Source organism: Pseudomonas sp. PDM21, from assembly GCF_014852505.2.
Taxonomy (GTDB): domain Bacteria; phylum Pseudomonadota; class Gammaproteobacteria; order Pseudomonadales; family Pseudomonadaceae; genus Pseudomonas.
This window is the reverse complement of sequence record NZ_CM181223.1, coordinates 5841030-5864738: the sequence shown is the minus strand read 5'-3', so window position 1 is coordinate 5864738 and position 23709 is coordinate 5841030. Positions and strand designations below refer to the sequence as shown.

Annotated in this window: 20 protein-coding genes; all 20 read right to left on the bottom strand. The window is 66.3% G+C overall.

Annotated elements, in window-relative coordinates; genetic code table 11:
* Nucleotides 1–31: 31 nt before the first annotated feature.
* Nucleotides 32–334, bottom strand: coding sequence for an urease subunit gamma (locus IB275_RS27115; RefSeq protein ID WP_192292874.1), 303 nt, complete (start codon nucleotides 332–334; stop codon nucleotides 32–34).
* A gap of 1 nt (nucleotide 335) precedes the next feature.
* On the bottom strand, nucleotides 336–1169 hold the full coding sequence (locus IB275_RS27110; protein ID WP_192292872.1) for an urease accessory protein UreD: 834 nt from the start codon (nucleotides 1167–1169) through the stop codon (nucleotides 336–338).
* Between the two features lie 234 nt (nucleotides 1170–1403).
* Nucleotides 1404–1856: a GNAT family N-acetyltransferase gene (locus IB275_RS27105; RefSeq protein WP_138214098.1), complete on the bottom strand. Its 453-nt coding sequence runs from the start codon at nucleotides 1854–1856 to the stop codon at nucleotides 1404–1406.
* Between the two features lie 77 nt (nucleotides 1857–1933).
* Nucleotides 1934–2632: an urea ABC transporter ATP-binding subunit UrtE gene (gene urtE / locus IB275_RS27100; RefSeq protein WP_138214099.1), complete on the bottom strand. Its 699-nt coding sequence runs from the start codon at nucleotides 2630–2632 to the stop codon at nucleotides 1934–1936.
* Between the two features lie 108 nt (nucleotides 2633–2740).
* Nucleotides 2741–3595, bottom strand: a complete 855-nt coding sequence (gene urtD / locus IB275_RS27095; RefSeq protein ID WP_192292870.1) for an urea ABC transporter ATP-binding protein UrtD — start codon at nucleotides 3593–3595, stop codon at nucleotides 2741–2743.
* Nucleotides 3592–4671, bottom strand: coding sequence for an urea ABC transporter permease subunit UrtC (gene urtC, locus IB275_RS27090; RefSeq protein WP_192292868.1), 1080 nt, complete (start codon nucleotides 4669–4671; stop codon nucleotides 3592–3594). Before urtC ends, urtD begins: the two co-directional genes overlap by 4 nt.
* Nucleotides 4668–6254, bottom strand: a complete 1587-nt coding sequence (gene urtB, locus IB275_RS27085) for an urea ABC transporter permease subunit UrtB (RefSeq protein WP_192292866.1) — start codon at nucleotides 6252–6254, stop codon at nucleotides 4668–4670. Before urtB ends, urtC begins: the two co-directional genes overlap by 4 nt.
* Before the next feature lie 185 nt (nucleotides 6255–6439).
* Nucleotides 6440–7708 (bottom strand): urea ABC transporter substrate-binding protein, encoded by a 1269-nt coding sequence (gene urtA / locus IB275_RS27080; RefSeq protein ID WP_138214103.1) that lies wholly within the window; start codon nucleotides 7706–7708, stop codon nucleotides 6440–6442.
* Between the two features lie 236 nt (nucleotides 7709–7944).
* Complete coding sequence (locus IB275_RS27075; protein ID WP_192292864.1) at nucleotides 7945–8538, bottom strand: MarC family protein; 594 nt, start codon at nucleotides 8536–8538, stop codon at nucleotides 7945–7947.
* Between the two features lie 430 nt (nucleotides 8539–8968).
* Nucleotides 8969–11764: a hybrid sensor histidine kinase/response regulator gene (locus IB275_RS27070; RefSeq protein WP_192292862.1), complete on the bottom strand. Its 2796-nt coding sequence runs from the start codon at nucleotides 11762–11764 to the stop codon at nucleotides 8969–8971.
* A 125-nt stretch (nucleotides 11765–11889) separates the two neighbouring features.
* Complete coding sequence (gene purD, locus IB275_RS27065) at nucleotides 11890–13179, bottom strand: phosphoribosylamine--glycine ligase (protein WP_192292860.1); 1290 nt, start codon at nucleotides 13177–13179, stop codon at nucleotides 11890–11892.
* 232 nt (nucleotides 13180–13411) lie between these two features.
* A complete protein-coding gene (purH, locus tag IB275_RS27060) occupies nucleotides 13412–15019 on the bottom strand; it encodes a bifunctional phosphoribosylaminoimidazolecarboxamide formyltransferase/IMP cyclohydrolase (RefSeq protein WP_192292858.1) in 1608 nt (535 codons plus the stop codon).
* Between the two features lie 87 nt (nucleotides 15020–15106).
* On the bottom strand, nucleotides 15107–15427 hold the full coding sequence (fis, locus tag IB275_RS27055) for a DNA-binding transcriptional regulator Fis (RefSeq protein WP_024766365.1): 321 nt from the start codon (nucleotides 15425–15427) through the stop codon (nucleotides 15107–15109).
* A complete protein-coding gene (gene dusB, locus IB275_RS27050) occupies nucleotides 15424–16431 on the bottom strand; it encodes a tRNA dihydrouridine synthase DusB (protein WP_081515606.1) in 1008 nt (335 codons plus the stop codon). Before dusB ends, fis begins: the two co-directional genes overlap by 4 nt.
* A 221-nt stretch (nucleotides 16432–16652) precedes the next feature.
* Complete coding sequence (locus IB275_RS27045; protein ID WP_192292856.1) at nucleotides 16653–18263, bottom strand: DUF3426 domain-containing protein; 1611 nt, start codon at nucleotides 18261–18263, stop codon at nucleotides 16653–16655.
* A 33-nt stretch (nucleotides 18264–18296) separates the two neighbouring features.
* Complete coding sequence (gene prmA / locus IB275_RS27040) at nucleotides 18297–19202, bottom strand: 50S ribosomal protein L11 methyltransferase (RefSeq protein ID WP_192292854.1); 906 nt, start codon at nucleotides 19200–19202, stop codon at nucleotides 18297–18299.
* A gap of 183 nt (nucleotides 19203–19385) precedes the next feature.
* Nucleotides 19386–20735 (bottom strand): acetyl-CoA carboxylase biotin carboxylase subunit, encoded by a 1350-nt coding sequence (gene accC / locus IB275_RS27035; RefSeq protein ID WP_045216407.1) that lies wholly within the window; start codon nucleotides 20733–20735, stop codon nucleotides 19386–19388.
* A gap of 17 nt (nucleotides 20736–20752) precedes the next feature.
* Complete coding sequence (accB, locus tag IB275_RS27030) at nucleotides 20753–21217, bottom strand: acetyl-CoA carboxylase biotin carboxyl carrier protein (RefSeq protein WP_192292852.1); 465 nt, start codon at nucleotides 21215–21217, stop codon at nucleotides 20753–20755.
* 24 nt (nucleotides 21218–21241) lie between these two features.
* Nucleotides 21242–21685 (bottom strand): type II 3-dehydroquinate dehydratase, encoded by a 444-nt coding sequence (gene aroQ, locus IB275_RS27025; protein WP_015479055.1) that lies wholly within the window; start codon nucleotides 21683–21685, stop codon nucleotides 21242–21244.
* 149 nt (nucleotides 21686–21834) lie between these two features.
* Nucleotides 21835–23688 carry a protein-disulfide reductase DsbD gene (locus tag IB275_RS27020; RefSeq protein WP_192292850.1) on the bottom strand — a complete coding sequence of 618 codons (1854 nt, stop codon included), beginning with the start codon at nucleotides 23686–23688 and terminating at the stop codon, nucleotides 21835–21837.
* Between the last annotated feature and the right edge of the window lie 21 nt (nucleotides 23689–23709).

Here is a 23709-nt window from a genome sequence, read left to right as displayed (position 1 = left end):
CATTTGCCATTGTCTTTGCACCGCTGTGCGATCAGGCGATGGGCTGGTGCACGGTGACCAGCTTGGTGCCGTCCGGGAAGGTGGCTTCCACCTGGATCTCCGGGATCATTTCCGGCACGCCTTCCATCACCTGTTCACGGGTCAGCAGCGTGGTGCCGTAGTGCATCAGGTCGGCGACCGTCTGGCCATCCCGCGCGCCTTCGAGCAGCGCGGCGGAGATCAGCGCCACGGCCTCCGGGTAGTTGAGTTTTACACCACGGGCGAGGCGGCGCTCGGCGACCAGGCCGGCGGTGAAGATCAGCAGCTTGTCCTTCTCGCGGGGAGTCAGGTCCATGTCAGGTGCTCCAGATTCGGGGAGGAACGGCCTCGCGGCCGAGCAGCGCGGGCCGCAGCCGGCGCCAGAGTTCGATGAGCCAGGCGCGGGCGTGCAGCGCCTCATGGGCGAGGCTGCGGGCGACCACCAGGCCGGGCAGTTGGGTGAGGTTGCCGCGGCCCAGGCAGGGGATGGCGCGGCAGGCTTCGAGCAGTTCGGCGTCGATCTGCCCGCTGGCGATCAGCGTCGCCATCACCGGGTGGCCGGCCAGACCGATGGGCGAGTCGAGCAGGCGGTCGTTGCCGGTCACGCGCTGGCGTTCATGCCACAGGCGCTGGCCGTCGCGGCAGATATCCAGGGCTGCGGTGAAATGGCCACTTTCGAAGCGTTCGCCACTGGCGGGGCGGCCGAGAGCGACGACGTCCCAGTAGAACAGCCGGGCGTCCGCTTCGAGGTCGATGCGGGTGGCCAGCTCGGTCTGGGCGCCGGAGTAGACGATGGTTTCCTGCGGCAGCCATTCCAGCGTGGCGCCGGAAGCGACGCGGATGTCCAGCTGCTGCTTCGCCGGGCAGCCGGCGCGGTACCACTTGGCCGCGCCGGGGCTGGTGAGCTGCGCCCAGCTGTCCTGGCCGGTGTGGATATCGAGGTTCAGCGTATCGCCTCCGGCGATGCCGCCGGGCGGGTGCACGACGATGTGCTGGCAGACCTGCGGCCCTTCCGCGTACAGGTGCTTCTGCACCCGCAGCGGCCCGAGGTGACGCCGGGTGACCGGCCGCGTGCCGTCGCCGATGCGGGCGTAGGCCAGCTCAAGCTCGGCATGCCAGGCGGGGTGAAAGAGGGTGGCTGGTGCGTTCATGGGCAGCTGCGAAACCAGGGATGCTCAGGACAGAGCAATCAGCGTGCCGGGATGCGCCAGGATAGTGCGTCGCGCACTTCAGACGTGCGGAAAGACAGCGTCGACGCGGGTTCGACGAAGGTCGAGGCGATTGTCCGATCGGTCAGGTATGGGCGCGGTTGCGGTGCATTGAGGGGTTAGGCGCACCGCATTGGTGCGGAGTTTTCCTGCAGGACCGCCAGGTCGTGGGGTCGCTCAGCCCAGCTGCTTGCGCATGTACACGCGGCGGAAGCCGTTCTCCAGCCGGCGCGCGTATTCCTGGTAGCCGTTCTTCGCGTACAGCTCGATGTTCTCCACCATGCGCTCGTTGGTGTAGAGGTACAGCGACTGGTAGCCCAGTTGCACGGCGGCCTCTTCGGCATGCACCAGCAGTTCGCGGCCGATGCCTTGCCCCGCGCACTCAGGCAGCACGGCGATGTTGTCGAGCAGGAAGCCCTCGTCGGTCTCGCGCATCACCAGCAGGCCGACCGGTGCGCCGTCCTGTTCGGCGATCAGCACGCGGTCCTCGGCGATCACCGCGTGGTAGTCGTCGAGCATCGGCCCTGGCTTGCGGCCCAGCTTGGGAATCCACTGGGCGTAGGCCGCCGCCACGCAGACCGCGGCGAATCCGGCGTCGTCGTTGACGGCGGGGCGCAGGGTGATCGGCATGGCAGGCTCCAGGAAAAACGGATACGGGGCCTGGCAGCTTGCCACCCGCCGCCGTCATCCGCCAGTGACAGGTCGTCTCAGATGGTCACCAGCCCGCGTACGCCGTCGCTTTCCATGTCTGCGCCACGGCCCTGCTGGACGATCTCGCCACGGGACATCACCAGGTACTGATCGGCCAGTTCGGCGGCGAAATCGTAGAACTGCTCCACCAGCAGGATGGCCATGTCGCCCCGTTCGGCGAGCTTGCGGATCACCGCGCCGATCTCCTTGATCACCGAGGGCTGGATGCCTTCGGTGGGCTCGTCGAGGATCAGCAGGCGCGGCCGGCTGGCCAGCGCGCGGCCGATGGCGAGCTGTTGCTGCTGGCCGCCGGAAAGATCGCCGCCGCGACGCTGCTTCATCTCCCGCAGCACCGGGAACAACTCGTAGATGAACTCGGGCACGGCCTTGGCTTCGCCGGCGCTGAAGCGCGACAGGCCCATCAGCAGGTTTTCCTCCACCGTCAGGCGCGGAAAGATTTCCCGCCCCTGTGGCACGTAGGCGATGCCGGCATGCACGCGCTGGTGCGGCTTGAAACCGGTGATCGGCTTGCCCTCCCAGCTGACCTTGCCGTCCTTGGCCGGCACCAGGCCCATCAGGCAGCGCAGCAGCGTGGTCTTGCCCACGCCGTTGCGCCCGAGCAGGCAGGTGACCTCGCCGATCTTCGCGTCGAACGACAGGCCACGCAGGATGTGGCTGCCGCCGTAGTACTGGTGCAGTTTGTCGACTTGCAGCATGGCGTGTTCCTTGGAATCGGGCTGCGGCGGATAACGCTGCGCGTTATGCGCCCTACGGTTGGCTCTGGCGTAGGGCGAATGAAGCGGAACGCTTCATCCGCCATCGTTCTAACGCCCCAGATAAACCTCGATAACCTGCTCGTTCGCCTGCACGTCCTCCAGCGAACCCTCGGCCAGTACGTGCCCCTGGTGCAGCACGCTGACGTGGTCGGCGATGCTGCCGACGAAGCCCATGTCGTGCTCCACCACCATCAGCGAATGCTGGCCGGCAAGGGACTTGAACAGCTCGGCGGTGAACTCGGTCTCGGCGTCGGTCATGCCGGCCACCGGCTCGTCCAGCAGCAACAGTTGCGGCTCCTGCACCAGCAGCATGCCGATCTCCAGGAACTGCTTCTGCCCGTGGGAGAGCAGCCCGGCGGGGCGGTTGCGCGACTCGTGCAGGCGGATGGTGGTGAGCACTTGCTCGATGCGGTCCTTCTGCTCGCCGGAGAGCTTCGCCCGCAGGCTGGCCCACACCGACTTGTCGGTCTTCTGCGCGAGCTCCAGGTTCTCGAACACCGAGAGCGCCTCGAACACCGTGGGCTTCTGGAACTTGCGACCGATGCCGGCCTGGGCGATCTCCACCTCGCTCATGCGGGTGAGGTCGAGGGTTTCGCCGAAGTAGGCCTTGCCGTTGTCCGGACGGGTCTTGCCGGTGATCACGTCCATCAGCGTGGTCTTGCCCGCGCCGTTGGGGCCGATGATGCAGCGCAGTTCGCCGACGCCGATGTACAGCGTGAGGTCGCGCAGGGCGCGGAAGCCATCGAAGCTGACATTGATGTCTTCCAGGGTGAGGATGGTGCCGTGGCGCACGTCCAGCTGGCCGCTGGCGCTCGAGCCGATGCCGATGGCATCGCGGCTCGCGCCCGGGTCGCGGTTGGGATCGTAGGCCGGTTCCAGCATCAGGTGGGGGACCGCTCTCATTGCTCTTTCTCCCGCTTGATCAGGCCGAGGATGCCGCGCGGCAGGTACAGGGTGACGATGATGAACAGCGCGCCGAGGAAGAACAGCCAGTACTCGGGGAAGGCCACCGTGAACCAGCTCTTCGCGCCGTTCACCACGCCTGCGCCGAGCAGCGGGCCGATCAGCGTGCCGCGCCCGCCGAGGGCGACCCAGACGGCGGCCTCGATGGAGTTGGTCGGCGACATTTCACTGGGATTGATGATGCCGACCAGCGGCACGAACAGCGCACCGGCGAGACCGCAGAGCACGGCGCTCAGGGTCCAGACGAAGAGCTTGTAGCCGCGCGGGTCGTAGCCGCAGAACATCAGGCGGTTCTCGGCATCGCGCAAGGCGGTGAGCACCCGGCCGAACTTGCTGCGCGCCAGGGCGAAGCCAATGGCCAGGCTCGCCGCCAGCAGCAGGACGATGGCGATGAACAGCGCCGCGCGGGTGCCCGGCGCGGTGATGGAGAAGCCGAGGATGCTGCGGAAGTTGGTGAAGCCGTTGTTGCCGCCGAAGCCCGTCTCGTTGCGGAAGAACAGCAGCATGCCGGCGAAGGTCAGCGCCTGGGTCATGATCGAGAAGTACACGCCCTTGATCCGCGAGCGGAAGGCGAAGAAGCCGAACACCAGCGCCAGCAGGCCGGGCGCCAGCACCATCAGGCACAGGGCCCAGAGGAAGTGTTGGGTGCCGGCCCAGTACCAGGGCAGCTCCGTCCAGGAGAGAAAGGTCATGAACGCAGGCAACTGGTCGCCGGCCGCCTCGCGCATCAGGTACATGCCCATGGCGTAGCCGCCGAGGGCGAAGAACAGCCCGTGACCCAGCGACAGCAGGCCGGCGTAGCCCCAGACCAGGTCCAGTGCCAGCGCGACGATGGCGTAGCAGAGGATCTTGCCGGTGAGCGTCAGGCCGTAGGCGGAAAGGTGCAGCGCGTGGCTCTCCGGCAGCAGGTGCAGCAGCGGCAGGATCAGCAGCGCGACGAGGGCGGCGCCGACGAGTCCGGCGGTGAGTTTCGGGCCGGCCTTCTGCGCGGCCGTCACGGTGAGTGGCTGGTTCAATCGATGACCCTCCCTTTCAGAGCGAAGAGCCCCTGCGGACGTTTCTGGATGAACAGGATGATCAGCGCGAGGATCAGGATCTTGCCCAGCACGGCGCCGATCTGCGGTTCGAGGATCTTGTTCGCCACGCCCAGGCCGAAGGCGGCGAAGACGCTGCCGGCGAGCTGGCCGACACCGCCGAGTACCACCACCAGGAAGGAGTCGATGATGTAGCTCTGGCCCAGGTCCGGGCCGACGTTGCCGACCTGCGACAGCGCCACGCCACCGAGGCCTGCGATGCCCGAGCCGAGGCCGAAGGCGAGCATGTCCACGCGGCCGGTGGGCACGCCGCAGCAGGCGGCCATGTTGCGGTTCTGGGTGACGGCGCGGACGTTCAGGCCCAGCCGTGTACGGTTGAGCAGCAGCCAGGTGAGTGCCAGCACGAACAGCGCGAAGCCGATGATGACGATGCGGTTCCACGGCAGCACGAGGTTGGGCAGCACCTGGATGCCGCCGGACAGCCAGGCCGGGTTGGCCACCTCGACGTTCTGCGCGCCGAACAGCACGCGCACCAGTTGGATCAGCACCAGGCTGATGCCCCAGGTAGCGAGCAGGGTTTCCAGCGGGCGGCCGTAGAGATGACGGATCACCGTACGCTCCAGCGCCATGCCGATGCACGCGGTGACCAGGAAGGCCACCGGTAGCGCGAGCAGCGGGTAAAGCTCCAGTACGCCGGGCGCATAACGCTGGCAGAGCAACTGCACCACGTAGGTGGAGTAGGCGCCGAGCATCAGCATTTCGCCGTGGGCCATGTTGATCACCCCGAGCAGGCCGTAGGTGATGGCCAGGCCCAGGGCGGCGAGCAGCAGGATCGAGCCCAGCGACAGGCCGCTGAAGGCCTGGCCGAGCAGGTCGCCCATCAGCAGCCGGCGCTTGACCTGGCCGAGGCTGGTGGCGGCGGCGGTGCGTACCGAATCGTCGGGTTCGACGGCGGGATCGAGCAGATTCTCCAGGCGAGTGCGTGCCTGCGGGTCGCCGGACTCGCCCAGCAGGCGCACGGCGGAGAGGCGCACCGCCGGAGCCGGGTCGGCCAGCTGCAGGTTGGCCAGGGCCAGTTGCAGGGCGGCTTTTACGCCGTCGTTGGATTCTTCGTTGAGGCGATATTCCAGCAGCGTGCGTTGCGCCGGGCGGGCGCTCTTCTGCAGCTGGCGGGCGGCTTCAAGACGCACGTCGACGCTGTCGGCGACCAGCTGGTGGCTGGCCATGGCGGTGTTCACCAGGCCGCGCAGGCGGTTGTTCAGGCGCAGCTTGTCGGGCTCGCCGACCGGCGCGGCGCCGCCATCCGCGGGCTGGTATTGCCCTGCGTCACCGAGGAGGAAGGCACGGCCCTGCGCATCGACGGCGAGGCGGCCGGACTGGATAGCTTCCAGCAACGGCAGGCGGTCGGCGTCGGGCGCGGCGGCCCATTGTTCGAGCAGTCTGGCGCGGGCGTCGTTGTCGGCGCTGGCGAAGTCCTGCGCGGGGCCGGCGACGGCGAGCTGCGGTAGCAGCGCGACTAGCGTCATGGCGCAGAGGCGGAGCAGGTGGAGCAAGGCAGTGGGCATCTTCGGAGTTCCCTGGGCAGCCGTGTGGGGCGGTTTGCCCTCTCCCTGCCCCTCTCCCTGAAGGGAGAGGGGACGTTCAGCCGACCTCGGGAGTGGTCGATTGCGCCGTGCCATCGGCTACGCGCCGAACGGCTCCCTCTCCCTTCAGGGAGAGGGCTGGGGAGAGGGGCTTTACAGACGGGTACTCAGTTACTGCGCACCGCGTAATCCGGCTTCTTGTCGTTGCCCGGAATGAACGGGCTCCACGGCTGGGCGCGGATCGGCTCGGGGGTCTTCCAGACCACGTTGAACTGACCGTTGTCCTCGATCTCGCCGATCATCACCGGCTTGTGCAGGTGATGGTTGGTCTTGTCCATGGTCAGGGTGAAGCCCGACGGCGCCTTGAAGGTCTGCCCGCCCATGGCCTCGCGGACCTTGTCGACATCAGTGCTGCCGGCTTTCTGCGCGGCCTGCGCCCACATGTGGATGCCGACGTAGGTGGCCTCCATCGGGTCGTTGGTCACCGCAGTGCTGTAGTTGGGCAGGTTCTTGGCCTTGGCGTAGGCCTTCCAGTCAGCGACGAACTTGCTGTTCTCCGGATTCTTCACCGATTCGAAGTAGTTCCACGCGGCAAGGTTGCCCACCAGCGGCTTGGTATCGATGCCGCGCAGTTCTTCCTCGCCCACGGAGAAGGCCACCACGGGTACTTCGGTGGCTTCCAGGCCCTGGTTGGCCAGCTCCTTGTAGAACGGCACGTTGGAGTCGCCGTTGACGGTGGAGATCACCGCGGTCTTGCCGCCGGCGGAGAACTTCTTGATGTCGGCGACGATGGTTTGATAGTCGCTGTGGCCGAACGGCGTGTAGACCTCCTGGATATCCTTGTCGGCCACGCCCTTGCTGTGCAGGAAGGCGCGCAGGATCTTGTTGGTGGTGCGCGGGTAGACGTAGTCGGTGCCCAGCAGGAAGAAGCGCTTGGCGGCGCCGCCGTCCTCGCTCATCAGGTATTCCACCGCCGGGATGGCCTGCTGGTTCGGCGCAGCACCGGTGTAGAAGACGTTGGGCGACATTTCCTCACCCTCGTACTGCACCGGGTAGAACAGCAGGCCGTTGAGCTCCTCGAACACCGGCAGCACGGATTTGCGCGACACACTGGTCCAGCAGCCGAAGACCACCGCGACCTTGTCCTGGGTCAGCAACTGGCGCGCCTTCTCGGCGAACAGCGGCCAGTTCGAAGCCGGGTCGACCACCACCGCCTCGAGCTGCTTGCCGTTCACCCCGCCCTTGGCGTTGATCTCGTCGATGGTCATCAGCGCCATGTCCTTGAGCGAGGTCTCGGAGATCGCCATGGTGCCGGACAGCGAATGCAGGATGCCGACCTTGATGGTCTCGGCGGCCTGGGAGCTGAACGGGAACAGACCGGTGAGCAGCAGGGCGCTCATGGCCAGCGTACTTTTCAACAGCGGACGACGTTTCATCGCGGCAGCCTCCTTGGCTATCCAGGGGCGGGGAGTTGCCGGTGCGGCAGCTTCCCCGGAAATGGGGCGATCCCGCGCGGGATCGAAGCTGCCATCGCAGCATCCGTGCCAAACAGGCAAAAGCCTTGGCGCAGATGGGCTGCACGCGATTTTCTGTCGTAATGGTGAGGTTTTTCAGTGCGCAGCTTTGGTGCGCCGAACGCTCTTTGGTGCGCGGCGCTCCCCAAAGGAGCGCGTCATTGCGGGAGGAAGTAGCCGCGCACGCCGGTCATGATGATCTGCGCGGCGAGGGCGCAGACGAACAGCCCCATCAGGCGGCTGACGATCATCAGGCCCTGCTCGCCGAGGACCTTCTCGATCTTGTCGGAGAGGTACAGCGTGACGCCGACGGTCAGGCAGGCGAGGAAGATCGCCGCCAGGGCCTGCAGCTTGTGCTCCCAGTCCTGGTTCACGCCCATCACCAGCAGCGCACCGATGGTGCCGGGGCCGACGGTGATGGGGATGGTCAGCGGGACGATGGTGACGTCCTGCTGCACGTTGTCCGCCTGCACCGCCGAGCGCCCCTGGGCCATCCCCAGCGCAGAGATGAACAGCACGCTGCCCGCGCCGATGCGGAAGGCGTCGGCGGTGATGCCGAACAGGGTGAAGATGTAGCGCCCGAACAGGTACAGCAACACGCTGGCGATCAGTGCCGCCAGGGCCACGCGCCAGGCCATGCGCTTGCGGTCGCGCGGGGCGAAGCCGCGGTTGAGGCTGATGAAGCAGGACAGGACGAAGAAGGGGCTATAGAGCACCAGCATCTTCAGGTACACGCTGAACATCACTTGCATGGGAACGACTCGTCCGGATTGAGAGGGCGCGGCAGGGCAAAGCATAGCGGCTGGGGCTGCCGAAGGCATTGCGGCGGGGCAAATGCTGCTCAGCCCTGCGGGCTACGTTGGAGCAACTGTCTTTCCTCGCTAGCCCGTGTTTGTGCTTTCCCCCCTCACCCCAGCCCTCTCCCTCAGGGAGAGGGAGCAGATCGTGCCGGCTGATGCTGTGGATTCATCCTGCACCGCACAGTCCCCTCTCCCTTTGGGAGAGGGTTAGGGTGAGGGCCGATCCGAGCACAGGAGTATCTGTTAGGAGCGGATTTATCTGAGATAGCTTCCGGCGCGATGCGGATCTATCGCGGACGGACTCCGCTCCTACCCAGGGACGTAGCTCGGTGGTGGACGTCCGATGTAGAAAAACAACGCGCCGGTGGGGTAAGGAAAGCTATCAGGACGGCAGCGCGTCGCTCTGCTGGCGCAGGCGGCGCTCGCGTTCGCCGACCCAGTAGGCCACCAGTTCGCGCAGCTGTGACAGCTCCACCGGCTTGGCCATGTGGCCGTCCATGCCGACCAGCCGCGCGCGCTCCTTGTGTTCGCTGAGGATGTGCGCGGTGAGCGCCACCACCGGGGTGTGCGGTCGGTGTTCGCTGGCCTCCCAGGCGCGCAAGCGCTCGGTGGCGGAGAAACCGTCGAGCACCGGCATTTCGCAGTCCATCAGCACCAGGTCGTACTGGGTGGACTTCATCGCGGCGAGGGCTTCCTCGCCGTTGCTGGCGGTATCGGGCTGCAGGTTGAGCTTGCTCAGCATGCCGCGGATGACCTTGGTGGAGATGCTGTTGTCCTCGGCGACGAGGATGCGGAAGTCGCTGGGCGGCACGTTTGAAGCCGGCTCGCTGGCCGGCGAGAGGTAGTTGCTCACGCCGCTCGGGCCGCGGCGGGAGAGTTCCTCGGCGAGGGTCGCCTTGAGCGTGTAGCCGGCCACCGGCTTGGCGAGGATGCGCTTGATCCCGGCGTTGCGCGCGATGATCTTGCTCGGCGCGTTGCTGATACCGGTGAGCATGATCAGCAGGATGTCGTGGTTGAGGTTCGGGTCTTCCTGGATCTTGGTCGCCAGCTGCATGCCGGTCATGCCAGGCATGTCCTGGTCCAGCAGGACCACGTCGAAGTACTCGCGCAGGTGTGCCTTGGTGCGCAGCTGGGCCAGTGCTTCCTTGCCCGAAGACACCGCGCTGACGTTCATGCCCCAGGCGCTGCATTGCTGCACCACCACCTTGCGGCAAGTCTGGTTGTCGTCCACCACCAGCAGGCGCGCGCCCTGCAGCGGGCTGTCGAGGTCGGCGCCGGCCTGGTCGATCTGCTGCGGGTCGAGCGGCAGGCTTAGCCACAGCAGGTTGCCCGAATCGCCGCCGCCGTCACCGCTCTCTATTCCAAATTCCCCGGACATCAGGCGGATCAGCTGGCGCGCAATGATCAGGCCGAGGCGGCTGCTGATGCGGGTGGCAGAGAGGAAGTCGCGGCTGTGCAGTTCGGCGGTGAGCAGGGCCTGGCGGTCGGCGCTGTCCAGCGGGCGGCCGCTGTCCTGCACGGCGATGCGCAGGCGCGGACGTTCGGCCGGGCCGTCGAGGGCGACGACGAGGAGGATTTCGCCCTCGTCGGTCTGCTTGAAGGCGTTGTCCAGCAGGCTCAGCACCGCTTGACGCAAACGCGTCGGGTCGCCGCTGACGATGCGCGGCACCTGCGGCTGGGTGAAACTGATCAGCTCGACCTTCTGCTGCTCGGCCTTGGCGCGGAAGATCGCCAGGCAGTCCTCGATCAGCGCGCCGAGGTCGAACTGCACCTCGTCCAGCTCGATCTGCCCGGACTCCAGCTTGGAGATGTCGAGGATCTCGTTGATCAGCGAAAGCAGCTCGTTGCCCGCGCTGTGGATGGTCTGCACATAGTCGCGCTGCTTGGCCGAGAGCGGTGTGCCGAGCAGGAGTTCGGTCATGCCCAGCACGCCGTTCATGGGGGTGCGGATCTCGTGGCTGATCTTGGCCAGGAAGTCGCCCTTGGCCTTAAGCTCGGCGACGTTGGCGGCGCGCTGGCGGCTGGCGGCGAACTGGTCGTTCTGGATTTTCCGCTGGCGCTCGGCGAGCGCCAGGCTGAGCAGGAAACCGACCACTGCCGAGAGGCCGAGCAGGCCACTGCCGAGCCATTCCGCCCGGGTCGCCACGTAGCCAAGCAGCGATGGCAGGCTCAGGCACCAGACCACCACGAAGAGGCCCATGCCGATGGCGAAAAGGCGCGCCGGGCGGTAAGCGTGAATCCAGTAGTAGACCGCCACGCCGAGAATGCTCAGGGTCACCAGGGTGATCAGCCCGTAGACCAGGCTGCTGATGGACAGGTCGAGTAGCAGGTTGAGCGCCACGCACAGCACCACCAGCCCGGCGGTGCCACCCAGCAGCAGGCGCTTGAGCGGCAGGCGCGGGGTGAGGTCACGGAAGAAGCTGGCGGTATAGCCAAGACCGCAGATCAGCGTCACCACCAGGCAGCCCAGCGCAATAATCGGTTGTAACGACTGGTTGTTGCCGTACCAGGGGCTGAGCAGGCCGAACAGGTTGAGGCAGGCCAGCAGCAGGCTCGCATGCACGCCGGCCAGCCACAGGCCGCTGGCGACGCGGGTGTAGGCAAAGCGCACGAGGTTGTAGAGCAGCAGCATGGCCAGGCAGCCGATCAGCACGCCGAAGTGCAGCGGGCGCTGGTCGTTGCTCGGCTGGCCGGCGGCCTCGATGCTGATGTTCGGGCGCAGCGGCAGGGTCGAGGCGAGGCGCAGGTAGAGATCCAGCGGCTCGGCGGCGGTGCGCAGGGGGATCACCAGATCACTGTTGAGCAGGGGGCGTTGCACCGGGGAAAGGTTGCCGGCGCTCTTCTGTTCGAGGACTTTCTGCCCATCGAGGATGAACATCTCGAAGCTGTCCAGGCTCGGCGCGAACAGGCGCAGTTGCTGGGGCTCGTCGTTGGCGGGCAGGCGGAAGTGCAGCCAGGTCGCGCCGGGGCCGGCGGGGGCGTGCAAGTCGCTGATGTCGAGGGGGCTGAAGAGGGTGCGGTAGCGCGGGGAGATCACGTCCTGCAGCTGCAGGCGGGCGTCACTGTCGTGGAGCTGGGACCAGCCGGGATCCTGGCTTGCCGCATAGGTCGGAAGACAGACCAGAGCGGCCAGCAGCAAGCTGACGAGGAGTCCTGTGGCAGTCCAGAGCCGACGCACGGCGAAGTCCCTTCGGTAGTGAGTGGGCGGATTATAGCCAAGTGTGCTGAAGGCCGTAATCCACCCGTGCACGCCGGGACCGGTGTGGAGGAGGCGTCCGACGGGGGACGCCTCCACCTGTCGGATCAGCCCTCGCCGCGCTCGCGGGCGATGGCGCGATAACCGATGTCCTTGCGGTAGAAGCTGCCGTTCCAGCGGACCTTCTCGGCCAGACGGTAAGCCTGTTCCTGGGCCGAGGAGACGGTCGGGCCGATGGCGGTGGCGCACAGTACGCGGCCGCCGGCGGTGACGATCTGGCCGTCCTTGAGCGCGGTGCCGGCGTGGAAGACCTTGCCGTCGAGCTGGGCGGCATCGTCCAGGCCGAAGATAGCGTCACCCTTGGCGTAGTCGCCCGGGTAGCCGCCGGCGGCGATCACCACGCCTACGGTGGGACGCGGGTCCCAGGTGGCTTCGACCTTGTCCAGCGCCTTGGCCAGGGCGGCCTCGACCAGCAGGACCAGGGACGATTCCAGGCGGACCATGATCGGCTGGGTTTCCGGGTCGCCGAAGCGGCAGTTGAACTCGATGACCTTGGGCTTGCCGCTCTTGTCGATCATCAGGCCGGCGTAGAGGAAGCCGGTATAGACGTTGCCTTCCTCGGCCATGCCGCGCACGGTCGGGTAGATCACTTCGTCCATCACGCGCTTATGCACGTCGGCAGTTACCACCGGAGCGGGGGAGTAGGCACCCATGCCGCCGGTGTTCGGGCCGGTGTCGCCGTCGCCGACGCGCTTGTGGTCCTGGCTGGTGGCCATGGGCAGCACGTTCTGGCCGTCGACCATGACGATGAAGCTGGCTTCCTCGCCGTCGAGGAACTCTTCGATCACCACGCGCGATCCGGCGTCACCGAAGGCGTTGCCGGCGAGCATGTCACGCACGGCTTCCTCGGCTTCGGCCAGGGTCATGGCGACGATCACGCCCTTGCCCGCGGCCAGGCCGTCAGCCTTGATCACGATGGGCGCGCCTTTCTCTTTCAGATAGGCCAGCGCCGGCTCGACTTCGGTGAAGTTCTGGTAGTCGGCAGTGGGGATCTGGTGGCGTGCGAGGAAGTCCTTGGTGAAGGCCTTGGAGCCTTCCAGCTGGGCGGCGCCGGCGGTGGGGCCGAAGATGTCCAGGCCGCGCGAGCGGAACAGGTCCACTACGCCTTTGACCAGCGGAGCCTCGGGGCCGACGATGGTCAGCTGCACGTTCTTCGCGGCGAAATCGGCCAGTTCTTCCAGGGCCAGCACGTCGATGGCGACGTTCTCGCACTTGGCTTCGGTGGCGGTGCCGGCGTTGCCCGGCGCGACGAAGACCTTCTGCACGCGCGAATCCTGCGCGACCTTCCAGGCCAGCGCGTGCTCGCGACCGCCGCTGCCGATGATGAGTACGTTCATTGGAGTTCTCCTGAACAGTTCCGGCTTTGCCGGATTGTTGGGTATCACTTCGCTCGCGGAGCGCCGCCCGACCCAACCTACGAGTGCTTTTTTCCAGCCTGTGCGAGGGCGCAATGGAGTGGCTGGATGCAAGGCGCGGACGGCTTCGACAAGCGGAGTTGCCTATTGGCAATGAGCATTGGCGAAGTCGTCCGCAACGCAGCAGACGGCCGCTACAGTGCGGCCGTCCCGGTTAATGCCTAAAGTGGCGCATGCCGGTGAAGACCATTGCAATGCCGGCTTCGTCAGCGGCGGCGATCACTTCATTGTCGCGCATCGAGCCGCCCGGCTGGATCACCGCGGTGATACCGGCCTTGGCAGCGTTGTCGATGCCGTCGCGGAACGGGAAGAAGGCGTCGGAAGCCATGACCGCCCCCTTCACTTCCAGGCCGGCATGCTCGGCCTTGATGGCGGCGATGCGGGCGGAGTTCACGCGGCTCATCTGGCCGGCGCCGACGCCGACGGTCTGGCGCGCCTTGGCGTAGACGATGGCGTTGGATTTCACGAACTTGGCGACTTTCCAGGCGAAGATCAGGTCGTGGATTTCCTGCTCGCTCGGGGCGCGCTGGGTGACGATCTTCAGGTCATCGGCGGTGATCATGCCGATGTCGCGGCTCTGCACCAGCAGGCCGCCGTTGACGCGCTTGAAGTCCCAGCCCGGCGCACGCTCGGCCGGCCACTCGCCGCACTCCAGCAGGCGCACGTTGGCCTTGGCAGCGACCACGGCACGGGCGGCTTCGGAGATTTTCGGGGCGATGATGACTTCGACGAACTGGCGCTCGACGATGGCCTGGGCGGTCTCGCCGTCCAGCTCGCGGTTGAAGGCGATGATGCCGCCGAAGGCCGACTCGGTGTCGGTGGCGTAGGCCAGGTCGTAGGCCTTGCGGATGCCGCCTTCGTTTTCCGGTACCACGGCCACGCCGCACGGGTTGGCGTGCTTGACGATGACGCAGGCCGGCTTGACGAAGCTCTTCACGCACTCCAGCGCGGCGTCGGTGTCGGCCACGTTGTTGAACGACAGTTCCTTGCCCTGCAGCTGGATGGCGGTGGAGACGCTGGCCTCGCCCTTCTTCGCTTCGACGTAGAAGGCCGCGCTCTGGTGCGGGTTCTCGCCGTAGCGCATTTCCTGCGCCTTGATGAACTGGCTGTTGAAGGTGCGCGGGAAGGCGCCGCGGTCTTCGGTGGACAGGGTGTCGCGCGCCTGGTCGATGGTGCCCAGGTAGTTGGCGATCATGCCGTCGTAGGCCGAAGTGTGCTCGAAGGCCTTCAGGGCCAGGTCGAAGCGCTGGGCGTAGGTCAGGCCACCGGCTTTCAGGGCACCGACGATGCTGGCGTAGTCACCGGCGTTGACCACGATGGCAACGTCCTTGTGGTTCTTCGCCGCGCTGCGGACCATGGTCGGGCCGCCGATGTCGATGTTCTCGATGGCGGTCGGCAGGTCGCAGTCGGCCTTGGCCACGGTCGCTTCGAACGGGTACAGGTTGACCGCCACCAGGTCGATCGGCTTGATGCCGTGCTCTTCCATCACTGCGCCGTCGAGGTCACGACGTCCGAGGATGCCACCGTGGATCTTCGGATGCAGGGTCTTCACGCGGCCATCCATCATCTCCGGGAAGCCGGTGTAGTCGGCCACTTCCACGGCGGCGATGGCGTTGTCCTTGAGCAGCTTGTAGGTGCCGCCGGTGGAAAGAATCTCCACGCCAAGGGCTGCCAGCTCACGGGCGAAATCGACGATGCCGGTCTTGTCGGAAACGCTGATCAGCGCACGGCGGACGGGCAGGCGGGTGGTTTGGTCGGTCATAACGGCTTCCACAAAGGCTTCGGGCTTTTCGCGTGTCAGGCGTCGGCCCGGCTGACCTCGAGGTCGCGGGCCCGCGCCTGCCACCTGTCAGAGAAGATCGTACTGCTTGAGTTTCTTGCGCAGGGTCCCGCGGTTCAGCCCCAGCAGTTCGGAGGCTTTGGTCTGGTTACCCTTCACGTGGTTCATGACGGTTTCCAGCAGCGGCGCTTCGACTTCGCAAAGCACCATGTTGTATACGTCCGTGACCGGCTGCCCTTCGAGATGGGCGAAATAGTTGTGCAGTGCCTTTTCCACGCTGTCGCGGAGGGTCTGGCCCTCCTGCGTCGGAGTGGTCAGGTGCTGTTTAAGGTTGGCGTTGTCGCTCACGGGTGTCATTCCACTCACTAATGTCTCGGTCATCGTTGTCATGCGGCCACCCCTTCTCCGTTATTGTGGCGCTCGGCGAAGAACTGCCTGACGCTGGCGCTCTGTGCATCCGTGTCCTGCAAACGATTGAACTGGGAACGGAACTCCGCCGCTCCCGGTAGGGTTGCGAGGTACCAGCCCACATGCTTGCGGGCAATTCGCACACCCATTTCCTCCCCATAAAACGCATGCAATGCAGCGAGGTGCTCGAGCAGGATGCTCTGTACCTCGTGCAGACTCGGCGCCGGCAACAGCTCGCCGGTGCTCAGGTAATGATCGATCTCGCGGAAGATCCAGGGATTGCCCTGGGCGGCGCGGCCGATCAGCAGGGCATCCACGCCCGTCTGCTCGAACACCTGCCGTGCCTTGCGCGGTGAATCGATATCACCATTGGCGAAGACCGGAATCGAAACCGCCTGCTTGATCGCCGCGATGGTTTCGTACTCCGCTTCGCCGGTGTAGAGGTCGGCACGGGTCCTGCCGTGTACCGCCAGCGCCTGGATGCCCGACTGCTCGGCGATCCGCGCCACCGTCACACCGTTCTTGTTCGACCGGTCCCAACCGGTGCGAATCTTCAGGGTGACGGGAACCTCTACCGCCGCGACCACCGCCTCGAGGATGTCGGCCACCAGCCGTTCATCTTTCATCAGCGCGGAACCCGCGGCCTTGTTGCAAACCTTCTTCGCCGGACAGCCCATGTTGATGTCGATGATCTGGGCGCCGAGCTCCACGTTGCACCGTGCGGCTTCCGCGAGCATCTGCGGGTCGCCGCCGGCGATCTGCACCGAACGCGGTTGATCCTCGTGGTCGTGCTGCAGGCGCAGGCGCGACTTGCGGCTGTTCCACAGGCGGACGTCGCTGGTGACCATCTCCGAAACCACCATGCCGGCGCCGAGGCGGCGACAAAGCTGGCGGAACGGACGATCGGTGACGCCGGCCATCGGGGCCAGGATCAGTCTGTTGGGCAGTGTGTAGGAGCCGATGCGTACCACCGACTGGTTTTCCATGGTCAATGGGGCGGGAACACCGAGGCGCCGCGCGTTACAAGACTCGCGGGTGCTTTCGGGGCCTGCCACCGGTGCTAGCAAAAAAGGGAGGGCATGATACCCGCTCTCGATGACCGGATAAAGGCGATTTTGGATAAATTCTGAACAATCCCGGGCTTAGTACCCCAGGTTGGAAGACGAGCGGAACTGGCGCTCTCAGGCGCTTTGAGCTACTCGCCGGGTTATTCCGGCGAGTGGAAGCTCAGGCTGTAGTTCACCGCTTTGGGACCCGGATCGAGGATGTCCAGGGAGATGTGGATCGGCGTCTGCGGCGGCATCTCGCTCTGCCCGGCCAGCTCGCCCGAGAGGTACTCGCTGGGCTTGAAGCGGCGGCTGGCGATCAGCTGGCCGTTCAGGTCGGCGAAGCGCATCTCCAGCAGCGGGAAGGGCTGGGAGAAGTTGGCGCGGTTGTAGATGATCGCGTCCACCACCAGCGCACCGCTGAAGTCCGGGTGGCTGCGCACCACCAGGTTGCTGCTGCGGATCTGCTCCACGTCGACCTTGGAGGGCAGGGTGCAGCCCAGCTCCGGGCAGGCCTGGGCGAACCAGGGGCGGTACTGGTCCTGGCGGGCCAATTCGTCGAAGTGATAGGCGATGTACTGGCCGGCGAGGCCGGCCAGGGCCAGCAATACCAGCAGCAGCCAGAACAGACGGCGACCCCAGCGGCTCTTCGGTTTCTGCCAGTCGAGTTGCAGGGGTTCATCGCTGAGGTCGTTCAGGCCACCATTGCCAAGGCCTGGATCGGCGCGCCGGCTGTCGCCGCGCTGGTCGGCCAGCGGCGGCTCCTCGTCTTCATCGTCAGGCTCATCGTCATCACGGCGGGCGCTGAAGGCTGGAAGTTTCTCGTCGTCGCTCTCAGCGCGAAGGGGGGGCGGGTCGATGCGCGGTTCGTGCTCCGGCTCTTCCTCGGGCTCCTCCGGCTCGGATTCCTTGTCGGCCACCAGGCGCGCCTTGGCGGGCGGCTCCTCTGGTTCCTCGACGGGCAGCCGGCCGAAGCTGGGCTCCTGACGGGAAGTGCGACTTGTGCCGTTCTGTTCCTCTTCGATCAGGGCTTCGGCCCAGCGCTCGTCGTGCGGGTCGCGCTTCTCTTCCTGGCGGGTCTGCAGGGCTTCGCTGGGGCGCGGTGCGCGGTCGATGCTGAGGAATTCCTGGGACAACTCGAACTCGTCGAGCTTGGCCAGTTCCTCGTCGAGGTTGAGGCTGTCCAGGTCGAGATCGTCGTGAATCCACAGCGTCTCGTCTTTTTTTCCGGCTGCCGGTGCAGGAGCAAGCTTGGGTGGCTCGCTGGTCACGGTCGCTGCCGGGGCGATCACCATGGTCGCGGCGACGGCCGGGGCAGGTTCGGCAACCGGTGCCGGTTTTGCTTCTACCTTCGGCTCGGCGACGGCGGGCTTTTCCGCCACATCGCTGGAGTGCCGCGCGGCGTGGGGTGCCAGCGGCCAGCCGAGGGTGGCGGTGCCAGGAGCGCTCGGTGCGGCCGGCTTTTCGGGAGTGAAGGTGTCGAAGGCCGGCGCGGGAGCGGGCGCGGCTGCGATCGGCTCCGGGGCTTTCGGTGGCGCAGGCGGCGCGGCCGGCTCCGGTGCCGGGGCAGCTTTCGGGGCTGCGGCGGTCGGTATCGCCGCAACTGCCGGCGCCGGAACCTGGGTCGGCTCGCCGACCATGTTCTGCGGCGCACTGAAGACTTTCAGGCAGGTTCCGCAGCGCACAGCACCGCTGGCCGCGCCCAGTTGCGCCGAGTTGACGCGGAAACGGGTCTGGCAATGGGGGCACTGTGTGATGAAGCTTTCGCTCATGCGGCGGTCCGGCGGAAAAATCTGGCGGTTAGTCTAACTCAAGCCCCGTACGGCGGGCACTCTGCGGCGGCGGCCGCTGATGCGGATCCAGCCATCGCGCTCGGCGGTCGGGTCGAGGTCGAAGGCGTCGGCGTAGGCAGCGCGTACTTCCTCGGCCTGCTCGGCGAGGATGCCCGAAAGGGCCAGCAGGCCACCGGATTTCACCAGCCCGGTGAGCTGCTCTGCCAATGTGACCAGCGGACCGGCCAGAATGTTCGCCACCAGCACGTCCGCCTGCGCCTTGGGCAGATCAGCGGGCAGGTAGACGGGGAATTTCGCCGGGTCGATGCCGTTGCGCGAGGCGTTGTCGCGGGAGGCTTCCAGCGCCTGCGGGTCGATGTCGGTGCCGACCGCCTGCTCGGCGCCCAGCAGCAGCGCGGCGATGGCGAGGATGCCCGAGCCACAGCCGAAATCCAGCACCTGCTGGCCGGCCAGCTCCTGGCCGTCGAGCCATTCCAGGCACAGCGCGGTGGTCGGGTGAGTGCCGGTGCCGAAGGCCAGGCCCGGGTCGAGCAGCAGATTCACCGCTTCCGGCTCCGGAGCCTCGTGCCAGCTGGGGACTATCCACAGGCGGCGGCCGAAGCGCATCGGCTTGAAGTTGTCCATCCAGCTGCGTTCCCAGTCCTGGTCCTCGATGCGCTCGATCTGGTGCTCTGGCAGTTCGCCGCCGGTGAGCAGGGTCAGGTGGGCGATCAGCGAAGTTTCGTCGGTGTCGGCCTCGAACAGTGCGAGCAGGTGGGTGTGGCTCCACAGCGGGGTGGTGCCCAGGTCCGGCTCGAAGATCGGCTGGTCTTCGGCGTCCATGAAGGTCACGGAGACGGCGCCGACTTCCAGCAGCGCATCTTCATAGGTTTCCGCCTGATCCGGGGTGATGGCGAGTCGGACTTGAAGCCAGGGCATGGGGCGGTACCTCGATCGTGCCGGGATGGAGCTGGAAAAGACAACGGACCGCCTCGGCGGCCCGCAGATAAAGGCGGCAAGCTTACTGCACGGCACCCTGCCATGCCAGCGTGCAGGGGCCGCAAAGCACAAGGGCCGCCCGGAGGCAGCCCTTGTGGTGGAGCGAGGCGGAGCAGGGCAGGCTTAGTGCTTGTCCATGCCCAGCTTCTTCTCCAGGTAGTGGATGTTCACGCCACCCTTGCAGAACTCCTTGTCGCGGACCAGCTCCTTGTGCAGCTCGGTGTTGGTCTTGATGCCATCGACGATCAGCTCGTCCAGCGCATTACGCATGCGCGCCATGGCTTCATCGCGGTCCTTGCCGTAGGTGATGATCTTGCCCACCAGCGAGTCGTAGTTCGGCGGTACGGCGTAGCCGCTGTACAGGTGCGAGTCCACGCGCACGCCGTTGCCGCCCGGTGCGTGGAAGTGCTTCACCTTGCCGGGGCTGGGCATGAAGGTCTTCGGGTCTTCGGCGTTGATCCGGCATTCCAGCGCATGGCCACGGATGACCACGTCTTCCTGCTTGATCGACAGCTTGTTGCCCGAGGCGATGCTGAGCATTTCCTTGACGATGTCGATACCGGTGACCATCTCCGACACCGGATGCTCCACCTGCACGCGGGTGTTCATCTCGATGAAGTAGAAGCGGCCGTTCTCGTAGAGGAACTCGAAGGTGCCGGCGCCACGGTAGCCGATTTCCACGCAGGCCTGGACGCAGCGGGCCAGCACTTCGGCGCGGGCCTTCTCGTCGATGCCCGGGGCTGGGGCTTCTTCCAGCACCTTCTGGTGACGACGCTGCAGGGAGCAGTCGCGGTCGCCCAGGTGGATGGCGTTGCCCTGGCCGTCGGAGAGGACCTGGACTTCCACGTGACGCGGGTTGGTCAGGAACTTCTCCAGGTAGACCATCGAGTTGCCGAAGGCCGCGCCCGCTTCGGTGCGGGTCAGCTTGGCGGACTTGATCAGGTCTTCTTCCTTGTGCACGACGCGCATGCCGCGACCACCACCGCCACCGGCGGCCTTGATGATCACCGGGTAGCCAACCTCGCGGGCGATGGCCAGCGCGGTTTCTTCGTCCTCGGGCAGCGGGCCGTCGGAGCCCGGTACGGTCGGCACGCCGGCTTTCTTCATGGCGTCCTTGGCGGACACCTTGTCACCCATCAGGCGGATGACGTCGGCGCTGGGGCCGATGAAGGTGAAGCCCGAGCGCTCGACCTGCTCGGCAAAGTCGGCGTTCTCGGCGAGGAAGCCGTAGCCGGGGTGGATACCCACGGCGCCGGTAACCTCGGCCGCGGCGATGATCGCCGGTATGTGCAGGTAGGACTGCGCGGCCGGGGCCGGACCGATGCAGACCGCTTCGTCGGCCAGCGACAGGTGCATCAGCTCGCGGTCGGCGGTCGAGTGCACGGCCACCGTCTTGATGCCCAGCTCCTTGCACGCGCGCAGGATGCGCAGCGCGATTTCGCCGCGGTTGGCGATCAGTACTTTTTCCAACATCGCAGGTTCCCCGCGGTTTAAACGATGGTGAACAGGGGCTGGTCGAACTCGACCGGCTGGCCGTTCTCCACGAGGATCTGACCGATCACGCCGCTGGTCTCGGCCTCGATGTGGTTCATCATCTTCATGGCTTCGACGATGCAGAGGATGTCGCCTTTCTTCACGCTCTGACCGACTTCGACGAAGTTGGCGGAGGTCGGCGAGGCTGCGCGGTAGAAGGTGCCGACCATCGGCGAGCGCACGGCGCCGGCGAGGTTCTGGGCAGCCGGGGCGGCTTCAGCGGTCGGGGCGGCGGCAGCGACCGGAGCGGCAGCGGGGGCCGGGGCCGGAGCGTAGGCCGGGGCGGCAGCGTAGATCGGCTGGGCGGCGGTCTTGCTGTGACGGCTGATGCGTACGGACTCTTCGCCCTCTTTGATCTCCAGTTCGTCGATGCCGGATTCTTCGAGCAGTTCGATCAGTTTCTTGACTTTACGGATGTCCATCAGTGTTCGCTCTCCCAGGTGAGGTCACGGGCGTTCAAGTTGTTCGAGGGCGGATTCCAGGGCCAGGCGGTAGCCTGTGGCTCCCAGACCGCAGATCACCCCTACCGCCACGTCGGAGAAGTAGGAGTGATGCCGGAAAGGTTCACGTTTGTGCACGTTGGAGAGGTGCACTTCGATGAATGGGATGCTCACTGCGAGCAATGCGTCACGTAGAGCGACACTTGTATGCGTGAAAGCGGCCGGATTGATGAGGATGAAGTCCACACCTTCGTTGCGCGCGGCGTGAATCCGGTCGATCAGTTCGTACTCGGCGTTGCTCTGCAGGTGCATCAGGTGGTGGCCGGCCTCGCGGGCGCGGCGCTCCAGGTCCTGGTTGATCTGCTCGAGGGTGACGGAGCCGTACTTGTCGGGCTCGCGGGTGCCCAGCAGATTGAGGTTGGGCCCGTGCAGTACCAGTAAGGTCGCCATCTGGATGCGGTAGTCCTTGTTCTTGGCGGGAAAAGATAGGGCGGGACTATGCCGGAAAGCTGGCGTGACTGTCCAGTCATGCGGGTTTTGCCGTAGATGTCAGCATGTTGCCAGCCGATTACGGCAAAACCATTGCAATCAAATTGTGATCAGGAGCGCGTTCCAGCCTGTTTCAGACGGTCGGCGAGGGTGGCGGCGTCGGTCTCGCCGATGATGCGCAGGTCGCTCCATTCGTCGCCTTTTGTCGAGAAGAACAGCAGCGCGGGCGGGCCGAACAGGTTGTAGCGGTCGAGCAGGGCGCGCTGCTCCTCGGTGCTGGCGGTCATGTCGAAGCGCAACAGGACGAAGCCGGGCAGCTGCGACTGCACTTCCGGCGCCGGCAGTACCTGGCGCTCGATGATCTTGCAGCTGATGCACCAGTCGGCGTACCAGTCCAGCAGCACCGGCCGACCGGCGGCCTGGGCGCTGGCCAGCGCGGCGTTGAGCTGCGCCGGGGTGGTGATGTTCTGCCAGTCGCCGGGGGTGGAGCTGGGCGGGCCGGCGTGGACGCTGACGCCGCTGCGGCCCAGCGGGTGCAGCGGATCGGATTCTCCGCGCAGGGCGCCGGTCCAGGCGGCCACGGCGTAGACCAGCAGCATCAGGCCGAACAACTGGCCGAGGCGCTGCAGCGGCTTCTTCGGCCCCAGTTCGAGGGTGCCGATGGCCAGGGCGATGCCGCCGGCCAGGGTGCCCCAGAGCGTTAGCGAGACCGGGCCAGAGACGATGCGGTCGAGCATCCAGATGGCCACGGCCAGCAGCATCACGCCGAAGACGTTGCGCACGCCGTTCATCCAGGCGCCGCTCTTGGGCAGCAACGCGCCGCCGCCGACGGCGAAGATCACCAGCGGCGTGCCCATGCCCAGGCCCAGGGAGAACAGCAGCAGGCCGCCGCCCACCGCATCGCCGGTGCTGCTGATGTACAGCAGCAGGCCGGCCAGCGGGGCGGTGACGCAGGGCGATACCAGCAGGCTGGAGAGCACGCCCAGGGTCGCCGCGCCGGCGATGGAGCCGCCGCGTGTGTTGTTGGCCATCTTGTCCAGACGCTCGCGCACGAAGCCCGGCAGGCGCAGCTCGAAGGCACCGAACATGGCGATGGCGAAGACCACGAAGAACGCCGCGAAGGGGATCAGCACCCAGGGCGACTGCAGCATCGCCTGCAGGTTGAGCTTGGCGCCAAACAGGCCCATCAGGGTGCCGAGCACCGCATAGCAGGCGGCCATCGGCAGCACGTAGGCGAGCGACAGCGCCAGGCCGCGCATGCCGCCCGGACGACCGCGCAACACGACGCCGGAGAGGATCGGCAGCATCGGCAGTACGCAGGGGGTGAAGGTCAGCGCCAGGCCCAGCAGGAAGAAGATCGCCAGCGCGCGGCCGAGTTTCTTGATCTTGCCCGGCTCGTGGTCGCCCAGCAGGCTGGCCAGCGGGTTGGCCGAAGTGGCGGAGGATTTGGCAGCGGCGGAAGGTGCGGGGCCGGTCACCACGCTGGCGGCCTGGCCGTCGGCGATCTGCAGGCGGGTGGTTTCCGGCGCATAGCACAGGCCCTTGTCGGCGCAGCCCTGGTAGCTGACGACCAGGGTGAAGGGCTTGTGCTGCGGGTTCACCAGAGGCACGTCGATGTCGGTGATGGCGTAGTAGACCACCGTGTCGCCGAAGTAGTCGTCGTGGTGCTGCTTGCCTGGCGGCAGCTTCACTTCGCCGACGCTCACGCCGCTGTCGGCGGGCTCGACCTTGAAGCTGAAACGATGCTGGTAGAGGTAGTAGCCGTCGGCGTTGATGAAACGCAGCTTCACCTGCTGGCTGTCGCTGTCCTCGACGCTGACGCGGAAGGCCTCGGCCACCGGCAGGAAGTCGCCCTTGGCTGGTTGCCCGACGGCGAAGCCGCCCTTGTCGGCGGGTTTGTCGAACAGGCCGGCGGAAGCGGGCAGGGCGACCAGGAGCAGAAGCAGGGTGAGCAGGCGGCGCATGGACATCTCGCGGACTACAGG

What these genes read in the sequence shown, in the direction of transcription:
- IB275_RS27115 (WP_192292874.1), bottom strand. Translation starts at nt 334, where the DNA reads ATGGACCTGACTCCCCGCGAGAAGGACAAGCTGCTGATCTTCACCGCC.
- IB275_RS27110 (WP_192292872.1), bottom strand. Translation starts at nt 1,169, where the DNA reads ATGAACGCACCAGCCACCCTCTTTCACCCCGCCTGGCATGCCGAGCTT.
- IB275_RS27105 (WP_138214098.1), bottom strand. Translation starts at nt 1,856, where the DNA reads ATGCCGATCACCCTGCGCCCCGCCGTCAACGACGACGCCGGATTCGCC.
- urtE (WP_138214099.1), bottom strand. Translation starts at nt 2,632, where the DNA reads ATGCTGCAAGTCGACAAACTGCACCAGTACTACGGCGGCAGCCACATC.
- urtD (WP_192292870.1), bottom strand. Translation starts at nt 3,595, where the DNA reads ATGAGAGCGGTCCCCCACCTGATGCTGGAACCGGCCTACGATCCCAAC.
- urtB (WP_192292866.1), bottom strand. Translation starts at nt 6,254, where the DNA reads ATGCCCACTGCCTTGCTCCACCTGCTCCGCCTCTGCGCCATGACGCTA.
- urtA (WP_138214103.1), bottom strand. Translation starts at nt 7,708, where the DNA reads ATGAAACGTCGTCCGCTGTTGAAAAGTACGCTGGCCATGAGCGCCCTG.
- IB275_RS27075 (WP_192292864.1), bottom strand. Translation starts at nt 8,538, where the DNA reads ATGCAAGTGATGTTCAGCGTGTACCTGAAGATGCTGGTGCTCTATAGC.
- purD (WP_192292860.1), bottom strand. Translation starts at nt 13,179, where the DNA reads ATGAACGTACTCATCATCGGCAGCGGCGGTCGCGAGCACGCGCTGGCC.
- purH (WP_192292858.1), bottom strand. Translation starts at nt 15,019, where the DNA reads ATGACCGACCAAACCACCCGCCTGCCCGTCCGCCGTGCGCTGATCAGC.
- fis (WP_024766365.1), bottom strand. Translation starts at nt 15,427, where the DNA reads ATGACAACGATGACCGAGACATTAGTGAGTGGAATGACACCCGTGAGC.
- dusB (WP_081515606.1), bottom strand. Translation starts at nt 16,431, where the DNA reads ATGGAAAACCAGTCGGTGGTACGCATCGGCTCCTACACACTGCCCAAC.
- IB275_RS27045 (WP_192292856.1), bottom strand. Translation starts at nt 18,263, where the DNA reads ATGAGCGAAAGCTTCATCACACAGTGCCCCCATTGCCAGACCCGTTTC.
- prmA (WP_192292854.1), bottom strand. Translation starts at nt 19,202, where the DNA reads ATGCCCTGGCTTCAAGTCCGACTCGCCATCACCCCGGATCAGGCGGAA.
- accC (WP_045216407.1), bottom strand. Translation starts at nt 20,735, where the DNA reads ATGTTGGAAAAAGTACTGATCGCCAACCGCGGCGAAATCGCGCTGCGC.
- accB (WP_192292852.1), bottom strand. Translation starts at nt 21,217, where the DNA reads ATGGACATCCGTAAAGTCAAGAAACTGATCGAACTGCTCGAAGAATCC.
- aroQ (WP_015479055.1), bottom strand. Translation starts at nt 21,685, where the DNA reads ATGGCGACCTTACTGGTACTGCACGGGCCCAACCTCAATCTGCTGGGC.
- IB275_RS27020 (WP_192292850.1), bottom strand. Translation starts at nt 23,688, where the DNA reads ATGCGCCGCCTGCTCACCCTGCTTCTGCTCCTGGTCGCCCTGCCCGCT.